We start from the raw sequence: 12176 nt of genomic DNA, 5'->3' as shown, positions 1-12176 counted from the left end.
TCTACAAAATGGAAAGGGCTGGCCTACTTGAGGGCCGCCGAATAACTATCTGGCTTGAAGCCAATCAGGGTTCTGTCACCGAGATCGAGCACTGGGCGCTTGATCATCGAGGGTTGTGCGAGCATCAATTCAATGGCTTTCGACTGATCGAGATCGGCTTTGCGTTCGTCTTCGAGTTTGCGAAAGGTGGTGCCCGCACGGTTCAAAACCACCTGCCAACCGTGCTCGTTGCACCATTGGGTCAAGTGTTCGCGGTCGATACCGGCCGTTTTGTAGTCGTGAAACTCATAGTTGACGCCTTGCTCATCGAGCCAGGTACGCGCCTTTTTCATGGTGTCGCAGGCTTTGATACCGTATAGCTGTAAGTGCTTGATTTCCTTGGGCATAAAATCCTCCCCAAAACTTCCCCAATATCGCCCAAAAATTCAGCCACCGATTATGCCACGTCGATCCACTCAGCGCCTCGGCTGTCTCGGTACAGGTCGGTCATAGTGGCCGAACGGTGACCCAGCAGCTTCTGCGCATCACGCCCTTCGAGTTCGTGAAGTCGTGCGGCGAGGGATCGCTGCTCGTGAAAGGAGGGTGGCTGGCGGCCAAAAGTTATCCCCAGCTTCACGCCGGCTTTGTCGCGTGCCTCGGCAAAGGCAGAGCTCAGAGTGTCCAGCACCAGCGCCTGGCCAGCTTTTGCCCGGCCCGAAGCTTGTGCATGGTGCACCAGGTGTTGTGACAGAACGCGGTCGCGGCATTGTTTAATTACAGTGGACAGATCCAGCCCGACCGACTCGAGGCGAAGCGCGGTGCTGATCCGCAGCCTGGCACCGGTCTTGGACTGAATGACATGCAGGAAACCGTCGTGTACGTCCTTGAACAGCATCGATGCAATATCGTCACGCCGCTGGCCGGTGAGCACCGCCAGTTCCATTGCCCTGCGAAGCCAGGGTTTCGTGGCTTCCTCGTAAATCGCCTTCCACAGTTCCAGCGTCAGCCGTTCGCGCTTGATGTTCACCCGCGCCGCCTTGGTCACCTCGACCGGGTTGGCGTCTGCCCACCCCCGCGCCTGCGCCTCGGCGAACACGTCTCGCAACAGCGAACGCATTGCCCTGGCCATCTGCGCCTTTCCCTCTTTGGCCATACCCGTCAGGTAATCGGCCACATCCATCGTCGTGATGTCCTTAATCCCCTTCGAACCGAATACTGCCGTCAGGCGGTTTAACCGCATGCCCACGTTTTTGTTGCTGCTGGCTGACAGCTTGCGCTCGGCGAACAGCTCGCGGTATTCGTCCAGCCATTCCGAGAACAATTTGCCAGGCGCTGGCGCCGGGGTGCTGATGCGCTCTGCGAGCGTTGGCTTGATAGCGTCTGCGTGGTTGGCGGCGACGGCCTCACGGATCGCCGCCTCCTTATCCTTGCCCAGGCCGAACACGCGACCACTGACTGGGTCGCGGTAGGTGTAATAAGTGACGCCGTTGCGGGCGTCGGTCTTGCGGTAGAGATTGGGCGGAAGATCCTTCGACCCGGTGTTACGCGGCCTGGGCGCCATTGCGTGCTCTCTCTATTCTGCTGATCAGGCTCCCGCCGACGATCCGTACGGGCTGCTGATCAGGTTCTTGGTAGTGGGCGTCGGACTCTACATAGTAGTTGCGCCCGTGCTTGACCGGTACTGGCGCGATTCGGCCCTCTCGGGCCCATTTGCGCAGGGTGTTGGGGCTGGGCGGCGTCTTGAACTCGGCCGCCGCCCATTCATCCAGGGTGACTTTTGCCATGATGATGCTCCGCGCCGCGCTGGGCGGCTGAAGGTGGGTTAGGTTTTTGCTGCTTTTGCGTGCCCGACGCACACCTTGGTGGGTTCGCCTTCTGCGTCCAGGTGGGCGTGGCACATGAATCCTTTTTGGTCGTGGGCCATGAACTCCGCATCGCAAGTGGTGATGGGCGACTGATTAGCAATCGAGCCCAGCCGATATGCGCACCCGTGACAGGCGCCTGCCGGGTCGCACTTGCTGGCGATTATCACGCCCTGGCACGCGCCGATGAGTGTTGGCAGGTTCACGCTGGTGAACTTGTCGGGGTGGACGCCGCATTCCTCGATCAGCACCTGGTCGCTCATCTCCGCGCAGTTCTCCGCGACCGAGTTGGCCATGCCGATCAGCTGCGCCGTGAACTCAACCAAACGGCGCTGGCCATGGATCTTCAGGTAAGCCTCCAGCGCAGAGCGCCGCCCTGCCAGATCCAGCTGCGCCATGCCCGCCAGGTTCGAGGCATCACTTTTTTCCATGCTGTATTCACAGTTTGCAGGCATACGAATACCTCGCCCGCCGCTCACCGGCAGGCATGTAGGGGGATTGGGGTTGCTTCGATCGATCGGAAGTGGATCAGGCGGCGATTCGTGGAACCAGAACACCGAGATCCGCCAGGCTCTGTAGCGCGATCGCGCATTCATCACCGAATGCAAACATTGCGCTGCCGGCGCCTGATCGGCCTTTCTTGTGGCTGTTCTCGTGGCCTGGCACAAAGGCGATTCGCCCTCTGATCAGCAGGGTCGCCGATGCATTGGCCATTGCCTCCTGGAACCACTCGGCATCCGTCCGGCTGAACACCAGCGCAATACCGTCGCCGTGAGCAATCAGCCGTCGCATCCAGAAGCCTGTGTCAGGGCCATAAGGTGGATTCATCCATACCCGCCCCGACCATTCCTTCGACAGGCCGTCATCGAAGATTGTGTACTTCGTCTTTGCCGGTACCGCCGTCACATAGTCGTGCGGGCTGGATGGGTCAAGGTCGAACAGCAGCCCGAGCCTTTCGAAGATCCACGCAGGCGTGTACCACTCGACGCTCTTGTGTTTCGGCGGTGCCTCGCGGGCGCCTATCATTCCGCTCATGGCCTTGGCCCTTCATCAACAGTGATGCCGGCGGCCGTCAGCGCATTGCGCACATCAATGACAGGTACCAGGCCCATGGCACAGTCGGCCGTGTCGTCCTTCTCGCGGTCGAGGCGTCCGTCGTTGTCCCAGGCTTCGACGGCGGGCAAGTCCACCACCAGGGCTTGGCGCGAGCGCTTGAACCAGTACCAAGCTCGGGCAACTCGCGGCACGCTGTAGCTGTCGCCCAGGCGCTGAAGCTTGATGAACGCCACGGGCAACTTGCCATTGTCTTCGCTGAATGCCTGCTCGAACTGATCCTGCATTGTCTGCGTCATGGCCTGGGTCCTCGGAAGATGAACACGTAGGCGAACCAGAGGGTGGCGATCATGGCGTCACCCGCTTGCGCACCCACACGCACATAGGGCCGTCGTCGGTATCGTGGATCGAGAAGATGAACCAGCCTTCACCATCAGGCGTGGTCGGATACCAGGCCGCACAGTCGGCAATACCCTCAGCAAGCCAAGACGCTTGCACCTCTTCTGACGCGTCGTACTCGAAGGCCAGCTCTCGAACTTCCAGGCCGCGCGAGTCAAACCAGGCGTATGGGATCAAATCGTCATCAGTGGATGGCCAGGCTGGGTGGGTCCAGTAGCCAGCATCGTCACGCTCAACTGGTAGCGGCCGGATCAAAACAGTTTCTTCAGGCATGACTTCGTCCTTGCCGCTATAGCGGCTGACTTTGAAGGGGGAGGGGTTACAGGTTTTGCGGGTGGAGTACGGATGTACTCTTACGCGGCTGGAGCTGACTCAGCCTTCTTGGCCTGGCGCGCCTTGAAGCGCTCGTAAGGCCCGCCGGGCAGCGATGCAATCTCGTTAGCGGCCTTGATCAGCAGATCGCCCAGGGCTTTCTGGGCCTTCGGTGTAAATGCCTTGAATCGTGTGCCCGGCGGGTAGTAGGCGGCGTACGCCAGGCGGGCGCAAAGCGTCGAAGCTTCTTCGAGGCCGCTACTTCGACCGTACCCGATTAGGGTTTCGCGATCTTCCTGAATGGGCGCCGTCGCTACCGGCGCGGGATGCTCGGCGTTCATTGGGTTAGGTGAATATCGCAAGGCCGACTTGTATGCGGCGTCGAGCGCGTCATCCAGATCGCCGCCAGCCTTCTTTGCCTCATTGAAGGCAATGATCATTTTCGCCCGGACGTCGTAGCAGCGCTCAACCGGCATGCACGCCATCTGCTCAGTCTCGCCACTGCCATTCTTTTGTTTGGCTGTCATCCCCGAACCTCCACGTCTGTTGTGATGGCCTTAACGACAACCGGGCCAAGGATTCGGACACCTCGCTGGTCATTTTTGAACGCACGATTGATTCGGCCGATTGCCTCTTCCCGGGCCTGCCGATATACCTGATCGATCTTGCAATCCGGCCCCCAGCTTCCGATGTTCGAGATTTCGATAGTGAGGCTGACCGTTGCGCCGGTAGTGGTCCGCACTGTTGGTCGATTGGTCATGGCAGCTCATCCCCTACGATCATCTTGCAGGGTCCCAGGCGTACAGCCTTGAGTTCAGCCCGCAATTCATCTATCTCCTGATCGGCAGCGGTCAGGCGCTGTTGGAGTTCGTTGATCTTCAGCTCGGCCGTGGCGAGCTGGTCATCACGCGCCTCGATAGCCGATAGATTCTTGATGCCGTGGCTTCGAGAACGGAAATTCTCCAGTTGGCGGCTCACATCACCCAGCTCGTCCTGGCGCTCGCTAATGCGATCCTCCGCCTGCTCGACGATCTTCTGAACCTCGTGCACGTCGATCCAGTTCCCCATGGCCTGGTCTTCAAACTTCTGCACCGACTTTCCTGATGGCGAAAGGAGGAAGGCATAGCGCGGGAGCGCATTCAGCTTGTCCCAGAACTCAAACCCTTCACGTGTTTGTGTGTTACGCATTGTGCAATCTCCCATTAGTTGTCGGTGCCGGTGTAGGTGCGCCAAGGCACCTTCACGCCGTTGACCAGAAAGCCCCAGTCACCACGCCACTTGCTGGTGATGAAGAGGGTGTAAACGCCGCCGGGTGAGACCTCGTCGATACGGTGGTACTCGCCGTGATTTAGGCGCGCGGTGTCGCCCGGCCTCCGAATCTTCATTGACAGCTTGCAGAGGTCGTCCTGCTCTTCCCGCCAGAGCAGGGGAAGGCCAGGTGTCAGCATTTCGAAGTGGGTCGCAGGGTCAAGCCGTTGCTCGGTGTACCAGCCGCGCAGAATGATCGTGCGGGCGTTCCACGGGTGGTCGTGCAGATCCCGGTCTTCGTCGTGCCGCATGATGTGGTGCACGCGGAACGACCACGGGCACCACCACAGCGCTGGCTTGTGCGTTTCGCGGGAGTATGGGTTGAATAGCCACCAGCGGCCCATGTACATCTCGGTGCCGTCGGCGGACATGATGTGCTGGTATGGGGTGCGCCGGGCGCGGGCGATGAGCCAGGCGGCAACCGCCGGGCGCGCAAGCAGCTTGGCGACAATGCGCCAGAATAAGTTGATCACGGGGAGTCCTTGCCGGGCCATGCCCGGGGTGTGGTGCTACGATGGCCCCTTCCTCTAAATGGGCTGGACCATGACAAAGCACGATATTTACGATGACATCGAAGGCTTTCAGGTTTGGAACTACATGGAGTGCGACAAGGACGAGGAAGGCCGGGAGACCTGGCGTATCAACGTCGAGGTGAAGCGCGGTGGTGAGGTGGTGGTGCCGGTTGTTGCCGGTGACCGAACCTATGTTGACCGTGGCCTGGCGCAGGTTGCCGGGCGTGAGGTCGGGGCCCGGTTGATTGCCGAGGGCGTTTAAGCCGCAAAGGCCTGGCGCTCAGCCACTCGCCATGGGTCGTTGGCCCTGGCCAGTGCTGCCATCGGCGGTGGGCTGACGCTGTTGCCGCACATGTGCACCTGTTGTGTCTTGGTGAACGGCTTGCCGTCGGCGCCGTGGCTGATGATGTAGTCGGCCGGGAAGCCTTGGGCTTTGTACAGCTCGGTCGGCTTCAGCATCCGCAGGCAGATGTCGACGATCACATAGGGCGTGCCCTTCACCATCACTGTGACCATGGCCAGGCGGTCCTTGGTGGTGATCGTCGGCGCCGGCGAGTCGCAAGCGCTGATGTTCTCGGTACCGTAGTAGCTGATCAGGAAAGCGGCTACGCGGAGGGCACCGGCTTCGTGTTCAGGCGAAAGGGTGAGCGACACCAGCGAGCTCTTTCCCCCGCCACCGGCAGTAATGGTCGGCGCCGGCTCCTCCAGGCCCTGGCCAATGCTCCCGCCGAATGCTCGCTCCATGAATGCGCTGACCAACCCGTGGTGCTGGCCACCGGCGCTGACGGTGTGCAGCGGGTCATTGACGTCCCGGGCATCGCAGTTGCCGCGCAAGTGCACCAGGTTCGCCGCCACCAGCTGTTGCTGGCTGCCGGTGTTGGTCACCGTGGTCATCGGGTCTTCGATGCTCTTGGCGTCGGTGGTGTTGAACCCGCCATTCATCTGGGCCATGAAGGCGGTGGCCACCGCGCGGTGACTGCGTGTCATGAGCGTACCGACTGGCTGATCTGCTGTAACTGGGTGACCGGCATACACCGGCCCACCAGCACCCACCAGAACCGAACTGGTCAGTGCGAGCTTAACGCCGCCGGCTATTACTGTGCCGAGTGGTTGGTCCAGACCCGGCACGCGCGGCTCTTGGCCTGGGCGCTCGCCGTAACCGCTTTGAATCAAGGTGGCCATGGCCAAGGAGTGTCCGCCGCTTGCTGTGACCGTGCCCAGCGGGTCAGCAGAGGATTTGCAACCGTCTCCCCAGCGCTGGACGCCTCCCGGCTTACCTTCGCCGTGGGCAGCGGTAACCATCACGGGGCTGACCACCGAGAAGGCGCCGCCCTTCGGGTAGGAGGTGACGGTGCGCAGTGGCTCGTCGGCTGACTGCACTGCCTCGCCGGACCAATTGGCAATTGGCACAATGAACGGCGACGCGCTGTCGATGACGAACTTCTTCATGCCCTTGGCAACGCGGCGCAGGGTGGCCGGGGCCAGGTCCTTTTTCCGGACAAAAATGCTTTTGCCCAAGTCGGTGAAGTCGATGCAGTCAGCGGCGGTCTTCCACTTCTGCTGGCCCTTGGCGGGGTTTTTGGCGTGGGTTGGCTCCGGCCACACGATCGGCTGCCCATCGCACCGGGCGATCATGAACAGGCGTTCCCGGCTGGTCGGCGCGCCGAAGTCGCAGGCCTTGATCACCTTCCATTCAACGACGTAGCCCATGCCTTCCAGCAGCCCCACGAATCGGCGCCAGGTCCGGCCACGCTGTTTCGGGTCAGGGATTAGGAACTGCTGGCCCACCGGTACAACCTCACCAGGTGCGGCAATGTTGCCGTCCAGCTTGACCACGCGACCGGTGGCTCTGTCGCGCTTGGCGATAAGCCGACCCCACTGCAAGATCTGCTTCACATTCTCCAGGCTGATCACCCGTGGCCGCTTCATACCTGCCCACTTGAGCCCGATCCATGAAAGGTTCCGGATCTCGCGTTTGCGAGGTTGCCCGCCGGCTGCCTGGCTGTGGTGCGTGCAGTCCGGCGACATGTGAAACCAGCCAACGGCCCTGCCGCCACACTCGGTGTCCGGATCACCCTCGAATACGTCGGTGGTGAAGTGCTGGGCGCCTGGGTGGTTCATGGTGTGCATGCTGATCGCTTGGGGACTGTGGTTCTTCGCGACGTTCACCGCGCGGCCCAGGCCAATCTCCAGGCCGGTACCGGCACCACCACCACCGCAGAAGAAGTCGACAACGATCTCATCGTCCTGAGGGTTGAAGCCGAGTCCGTATTGGGTTTTGAAATCGAAGGGGTGCTTCTTCTGTTGTGCGGACATAGCGGGATCCTCGCCGGCTGGCGTGATTCGTTGATATGGGGTCTTGCGTGTTACCGGGAGGGGCGCCGGGTCAGGCGGCTTGATCTACATCGCTGCCAGGCTTCGGCATCGCAAAGGCCGGAACGATTGTTTCGAGAGGATCACCCTTCATCGGCATGATCACTCCTACGAACCGGTCTTTAAGCTCGTAATTCGCTAAGCGGACAACTACCGATCGGCAGTCGTCTCGGGCTTCCAAATGAAGACCGCCGCCTGCGAAAGCCTTGCGGCCGGTGAGGATTGTCGCGATCTTGTTGAACGCTTCGATGTACTCGCCGTTGATCCAGGGGAACTGGGTTTCGAGCTTTTCCCGCTCGGTTGGCAGCACTTTCCGCCAGTCAGGGAATTTACCGTCCACGAGCTCGGTTTTCTCGGTGAGATGAGCGCCAATACCGAATGGCTCTGGCGGGTCAGTCGCTTCAACGCAACCGGTCACGACGGAAAACTTCTCAGCGATCCAAAGCTTGTTCGGCTCGAAAGTATCCGGCCCGCGCCGCGTGGTGCAGGCTGAAATCAAGCGCTTAGAGGGAATCCCCACCAGCAGCGAGTTGTGATCCTCATGCATCCAGCCTTCAGGGTCGTGGATCACACCGAGGAAGTCGCCGTTGGTAGCGGCGATAACCACCCCTCCGTCCGGATGGCGCTCAATATTCACAGCGTTCAAGTAGTAACGAACATCGTTCTTCGCCGCGCACTGGTACATGGCCGCGAAGTACTTGGGGTTGATTCGAGCGAGGTATTCCATAGTGTTCTCCAATGCAGGCGCCGCCCTCCGGTTACCGGATGCAGCGATTAGGGTGGGTTATGCGGGTGTTTCGATTTCGTCGTCAGGATCTGGAGGGTCTTCAGCGAGCGACTTCAATCCCGCTGCCCTGATCATCTGCGACACCTTTTCATTAACTACAAAAGGTGTCGTGACACACTTGAGCATCTGCGCCGCCGTTTCGAAGTCGGCGGCGATCACGTTTCGCAGCAGGTTCTGGAACACTTCCTGCTGGTTGTTGAAGCCATGCTGCTTCATCAGGCGCTTGAGGTCTGCCTTGAAAACGCCTGCCACCTCAACAGTAAACTTCTCGACGCCCAATGCAGCGTTCTTCTCGTTCGCCTTCTCGCGCTTGCGGCGCTGCTTCAGGGCTTCCGCCGTCGGCTGCTGCTCTTCCTCGGCCATGGCCTACCTCTTCGATTTCATGTGCTGGCAAATCAAGCCATGCCTGCCGCCGGCGCTGTCGCACCTGGTTGCTGATGCGCTTCATGGGGTGTCGGCGAACTTGAAGCCGTTCTCCTGGGCGATCAGCGTCACGCGCTTGATATGCATGCCCAGGTTCTTTGCGGCCACGCTGGCTACGACGCCTTTGGCGGCTTCGGCGCGCACGGCCGGAGCCAGCTTGTCGCGTTCTTTGCGGAGGCGTTCGTGGTGAGCCGTGGTCCCGTTATAGGGGCCGTCGACTCCGACGCCGTTCGGGATGACCTGAACTGACTTGCCGGCGCCGAAGTAAGCGTCCAGCTGCTGGTTCAGGTTGTCGATGATCGAGTCGCGCGGGTTGGGCATTGGCACGCCGATCATGGCTGCGCACCGTAGTAGGCGAACAGCACCATCATCCCGGCAAAGCCAAGCGTCCAGCGCAGCATGCGGAGACCGAATCGCCGTGACGTTGCCTTGGCAGCGCTGAAGAAGTCTGCGTTTCGCTCGAGCTGATCTGCGTACTGGCAGGCGCCATCGTGGCCGGTGCGCGCGCCGCGGGAAACGCCTGTTGAGCGCTCCACAACATCGAACAGGTTCTTGCCGAGCGGTACCACGTTGAAGCGGGGCACCTTTACTGGTTCTTCGCGACCGATCTTCATGTACATCTCCGAAGTGGAAAGCGAAACACGTTCCCGCAGGGCCTGCAGAACGGCTTGGCTTTGTTGGATGGCTGGGTTCATGCCGACTCCTTGGTTGTGGTTGCGTTTATTCGTCAGCAGCCTGACCGCCTGGTGGGTGCCGGTGGGCCCAGGGGAGAATGCTGACGAATAAAGGCGAGCCGTAAAAAAGCCCGGTAGGGACCGGGCTTTTCCCTCTTTACGTAACAAGCCAGCGGGGCCATATGGGCTGCGCTGGTATCTGTGCGTTTACATGGCTGCCAATCCTCCGTTGTTCGCTCACTGGGTTGGCAGTGGCCACCGTTCTCTAGGGTTGCTGCATGCAGGTGGGCGGTTATAGGCCGCGTTTTCGTCCGCATCGGGGTGTGAACTGCATGACGTTTGTCTGCCTTTGCTCTCGCGCTGGCTGGCGGTACTCAGTTCACACCCCGATGCGGCCTGGTGCTGGGGAGTACCAGGGCCTCGGGCAGTTAACGACAGGCTGTCGTGGCGCTGGTTGTTCAGTCGTATGGAAGCTCTACCGCTTCGCTTCCACTCTCCAGTACGCCAAGTGCGGCCTGGTCGAAGGCGAGGTGAATCGATGTGGCTCCTTGCTCGTCGTCCCGCTCAAGCTCGCTGACCAGTTCCTTCAAAAACTGTTTCCGGTCGAGGATTTTGCAAGCGGTACCTTCTTCGTCCCGAGCCGGCCACGTGTCGGCCATTTCCGTGATATTGCAGAGGCAGTCGACACCGATTCGGATCACCAGGTGATCGCCTTCAATGCCTATGGAAAGTGCTTCTTGAGCTGGTTCTACGTTCATGTTTGATCCTCGGTTGTCATCCCGCTGCACCCTGTCGCCAAGGTGCAGCAGTGATGCTGTCCGTCCTATTGCCGCCGGTAGGGGCGGTGCGCATTGCTTGCCGGGTCACTCACTCAGTTCTGGCGTTTCACCATCGAGCAGCCGTACAAGGTTTTCCCTGTCGTTGGCAGGCTTTCGGGCCTGTCTGCTCGCCGGTCGCCGGTAGAGGCAATGCGGTCTGTTGTTTGTTGCGCTGGCTGTTAAAGAGCGGTGGTTCTCCGCAGCGGAGGTGTGTCACTGCGATGCGCTCAATTTAGAAAACTAAACAGAAGGAGTCAATATTTATTTTAGATAACTTAACAGCTGGTCCGAGCTACGTCCTCGCTGAGAGTGCGATCCGAGCTATTTACGCATATGAAAATGGTGGGGTATGATCTGTTTATTGCTGTATAGATATACAGTTAAAGGGAGTGTGAAATGGCCAAGAAGAAAAAGCAGGAAAGCCCTGATCGGGTTGTGATGAGCGGCCTTGAAAGCCTCGGCCTACGAGTTTCCTCAATGATCAACCACCCCGTAGCGCAGCAACAGCGGTGGGTCACGATTCACCGGCTTGATACTGACGGCGACCGAGAGTGGCAGGAGGTTATGAGCCTATTGTCAGAAACAGACGGCATTGAAATGACCTTCAACGACGACGCAACCGTCACGTTAAAGTGGGAAGCATCAACTGATCAAGACCCGTCGGTCCAGGAACACGATGAGCTTTCCGTTGTGGAAGAAGAGCCAGCGCCTTTCTGACGCGTACAAAAAGCCCGCTCATTGGCGGGCCGTTGTTTATTCAGATTTTACGGATGAGGGTTCGAGCATAGGCTTTGAGTGATCTTTGCCAGCCTGAAATACAGAGACTGTAGTTGAGACCGCCGACAGAACATTAGCCTGATTTGCGAAATAAGCACCCACGACAATCGCCCCGACTGCCAATAGCTGCGCAATGACGCTCGCCCAAAAATGGGTTTTCAACGTCGCAGCTTCTTTTGCTGAGGCTTCGGCTGATGCAGCAGCCTGAACGGACTGTTCTGCAAGCATACGAAATTTCTGGCTCCACTCATCAGACAGAGTGATAGACGAATTCAAGCTCTCGTTGAAGCGCTTGTCTCTTTCAGCCTGCACTGCTAGGAAAGCGTCGATTTTTGAAGAAACAGATTCAGCGCGAGAATCCATCTTTGTTTCGATGGTTTCTAGTTTGGCATTGAATTCTTCGCGGCTTATTTCACTCATGGATTCAGTATGTACGCGCGTCGTTAATCTGTCATTAGCCGTGCTAGAGAACTGCGCTTCGGCCCATTTCGAGAAAAGCTCGTCATCGTCGCTTTTGCTGAACGGGCTCACGATTTACTCGCTCTCGATTCGATGATTTTTTTGGCAACAAATTTTGCTGAAGACGTTCGCAGATTCCCACATTTTTTACACATCAATACAAAGGCAAGAATCATATCTGGCGTATCTAAAGAGCGAATTTCAGAGATGCCAGGCTTTCCACCCGACTTGAGATTTATAGACCATCCAAAATTCCCACATGCTTCGCATTTTCCAGTGGCTTCAATGGTCGTAAGGTAATCTACGAGCTCATCAAAGGTAACTGAATGAATCGCATCTAGCTCATTTTCGATTGTTAGGTCTAGAGACATTTTTGATTCCAGTTCAAATTGAGTGTATGTCTCGGGAGGCTAAAAATCTCAAGTCGAACGGGTCGACTT

The 12176-nt window shown here is 58.9% G+C and carries 20 protein-coding genes; 2 read left to right on the top strand and 18 right to left on the bottom strand.

Annotated features, from left to right (window positions below):
- Positions 1-23: 23 nt before the first annotated feature.
- The 10 genes from BM403_RS18415 to BM403_RS18365 form a co-directional block, all read right to left on the bottom strand.
- On the bottom strand, positions 24-386 hold the full coding sequence (locus tag BM403_RS18415) for an ArsC family reductase (RefSeq protein WP_093544151.1): 363 nt from the start codon (positions 384-386) through the stop codon (positions 24-26).
- A gap of 50 nt (positions 387-436) precedes the next feature.
- Positions 437-1540, bottom strand: a complete 1104-nt coding sequence (locus BM403_RS18410) for a phage integrase Arm DNA-binding domain-containing protein (RefSeq protein WP_093544149.1) — start codon at positions 1538-1540, stop codon at positions 437-439.
- Positions 1521-1763, bottom strand: a complete 243-nt coding sequence (locus tag BM403_RS18405; RefSeq protein ID WP_028619149.1) for an excisionase — start codon at positions 1761-1763, stop codon at positions 1521-1523. The genes BM403_RS18410 and BM403_RS18405 overlap by 20 nt, the downstream gene beginning before the upstream one ends.
- 38 nt (positions 1764-1801) lie before the next feature.
- The gene (locus BM403_RS18400; protein WP_256577185.1) at positions 1802-2272 is read right to left on the bottom strand and encodes a hypothetical protein; all 471 of its coding nucleotides are present in this window, start codon (positions 2270-2272) and stop codon (positions 1802-1804) included.
- Positions 2273-2369: 97 nt separating this feature from the next.
- Positions 2370-2876: a DNA N-6-adenine-methyltransferase gene (locus tag BM403_RS18395; protein ID WP_093544145.1), complete on the bottom strand. Its 507-nt coding sequence runs from the start codon at positions 2874-2876 to the stop codon at positions 2370-2372.
- The gene (locus BM403_RS18390; RefSeq protein WP_139237991.1) at positions 2873-3193 is read right to left on the bottom strand and encodes a phiTE_015 family protein; all 321 of its coding nucleotides are present in this window, start codon (positions 3191-3193) and stop codon (positions 2873-2875) included. Before BM403_RS18390 ends, BM403_RS18395 begins: the two co-directional genes overlap by 4 nt.
- 49 nt (positions 3194-3242) lie before the next feature.
- On the bottom strand, positions 3243-3566 hold the full coding sequence (locus tag BM403_RS18385; protein WP_093544141.1) for a hypothetical protein: 324 nt from the start codon (positions 3564-3566) through the stop codon (positions 3243-3245).
- 80 nt (positions 3567-3646) lie between these two features.
- Complete coding sequence (locus BM403_RS18380) at positions 3647-4132, bottom strand: hypothetical protein (RefSeq protein WP_093544139.1); 486 nt, start codon at positions 4130-4132, stop codon at positions 3647-3649.
- Positions 4133-4361: 229 nt separating this feature from the next.
- Positions 4362-4793, bottom strand: a complete 432-nt coding sequence (locus BM403_RS18370) for a hypothetical protein (RefSeq protein ID WP_093544135.1) — start codon at positions 4791-4793, stop codon at positions 4362-4364.
- A gap of 14 nt (positions 4794-4807) precedes the next feature.
- Complete coding sequence (locus tag BM403_RS18365; RefSeq protein ID WP_093544133.1) at positions 4808-5386, bottom strand: hypothetical protein; 579 nt, start codon at positions 5384-5386, stop codon at positions 4808-4810.
- Between the two features lie 70 nt (positions 5387-5456).
- Here BM403_RS18365 and BM403_RS18360 point away from each other — a divergent pair, with 70 nt between their 5' ends.
- Positions 5457-5687, top strand: coding sequence for a hypothetical protein (locus BM403_RS18360; RefSeq protein ID WP_093544177.1), 231 nt, complete (start codon positions 5457-5459; stop codon positions 5685-5687).
- On the opposite strand, the gene BM403_RS18355 is transcribed toward BM403_RS18360, so the two are convergent.
- From BM403_RS18355 to BM403_RS18330, 6 genes are all read right to left on the bottom strand, one after another.
- Complete coding sequence (locus BM403_RS18355; RefSeq protein WP_093544131.1) at positions 5684-7741, bottom strand: DNA cytosine methyltransferase; 2058 nt, start codon at positions 7739-7741, stop codon at positions 5684-5686. The two genes, BM403_RS18360 and BM403_RS18355, sit on opposite strands and share 4 nt — an antisense overlap.
- Before the next feature lie 70 nt (positions 7742-7811).
- Positions 7812-8525, bottom strand: a complete 714-nt coding sequence (locus BM403_RS18350) for a hypothetical protein (RefSeq protein WP_093544129.1) — start codon at positions 8523-8525, stop codon at positions 7812-7814.
- Positions 8526-8582: 57 nt separating this feature from the next.
- Positions 8583-8948, bottom strand: a complete 366-nt coding sequence (locus BM403_RS18345; RefSeq protein WP_093544127.1) for a hypothetical protein — start codon at positions 8946-8948, stop codon at positions 8583-8585.
- 81 nt (positions 8949-9029) lie between these two features.
- Positions 9030-9344 carry a hypothetical protein gene (locus tag BM403_RS18340; protein WP_093544125.1) on the bottom strand — a complete coding sequence of 105 codons (315 nt, stop codon included), beginning with the start codon at positions 9342-9344 and terminating at the stop codon, positions 9030-9032.
- Positions 9341-9703 carry a hypothetical protein gene (locus tag BM403_RS18335; RefSeq protein ID WP_093544123.1) on the bottom strand — a complete coding sequence of 121 codons (363 nt, stop codon included), beginning with the start codon at positions 9701-9703 and terminating at the stop codon, positions 9341-9343. The genes BM403_RS18340 and BM403_RS18335 overlap by 4 nt, the downstream gene beginning before the upstream one ends.
- Positions 9704-10140: 437 nt before the next feature.
- Positions 10141-10440, bottom strand: coding sequence for a hypothetical protein (locus BM403_RS18330; RefSeq protein WP_093544121.1), 300 nt, complete (start codon positions 10438-10440; stop codon positions 10141-10143).
- 456 nt (positions 10441-10896) lie between these two features.
- Here BM403_RS18330 and BM403_RS18325 point away from each other — a divergent pair, with 456 nt between their 5' ends.
- The gene (locus BM403_RS18325; RefSeq protein WP_093544119.1) at positions 10897-11217 is read left to right on the top strand and encodes a DUF1654 domain-containing protein; all 321 of its coding nucleotides are present in this window, start codon (positions 10897-10899) and stop codon (positions 11215-11217) included.
- Between the two features lie 36 nt (positions 11218-11253).
- Here BM403_RS18325 and BM403_RS18320 read toward each other — a convergent pair whose 3' ends face one another.
- Together BM403_RS18320 and BM403_RS31600 are read right to left on the bottom strand one after the other, a co-directional pair.
- The gene (locus tag BM403_RS18320; RefSeq protein WP_256577184.1) at positions 11254-11808 is read right to left on the bottom strand and encodes a hypothetical protein; all 555 of its coding nucleotides are present in this window, start codon (positions 11806-11808) and stop codon (positions 11254-11256) included.
- Positions 11805-12107 (bottom strand): hypothetical protein, encoded by a 303-nt coding sequence (locus BM403_RS31600; RefSeq protein ID WP_139237990.1) that lies wholly within the window; start codon positions 12105-12107, stop codon positions 11805-11807. Before BM403_RS31600 ends, BM403_RS18320 begins: the two co-directional genes overlap by 4 nt.
- Between the last annotated feature and the right edge of the window lie 69 nt (positions 12108-12176).

The organism is Pseudomonas sp. OV546 (genome assembly GCF_900116845.1).
Classification (GTDB): Bacteria; Pseudomonadota; Gammaproteobacteria; order Pseudomonadales; family Pseudomonadaceae; genus Aquipseudomonas; species Aquipseudomonas petroselini.
The sequence above is the reverse complement of the archived record's forward strand: the minus strand, read 5'-3'. Positions and strand labels throughout refer to the sequence as shown.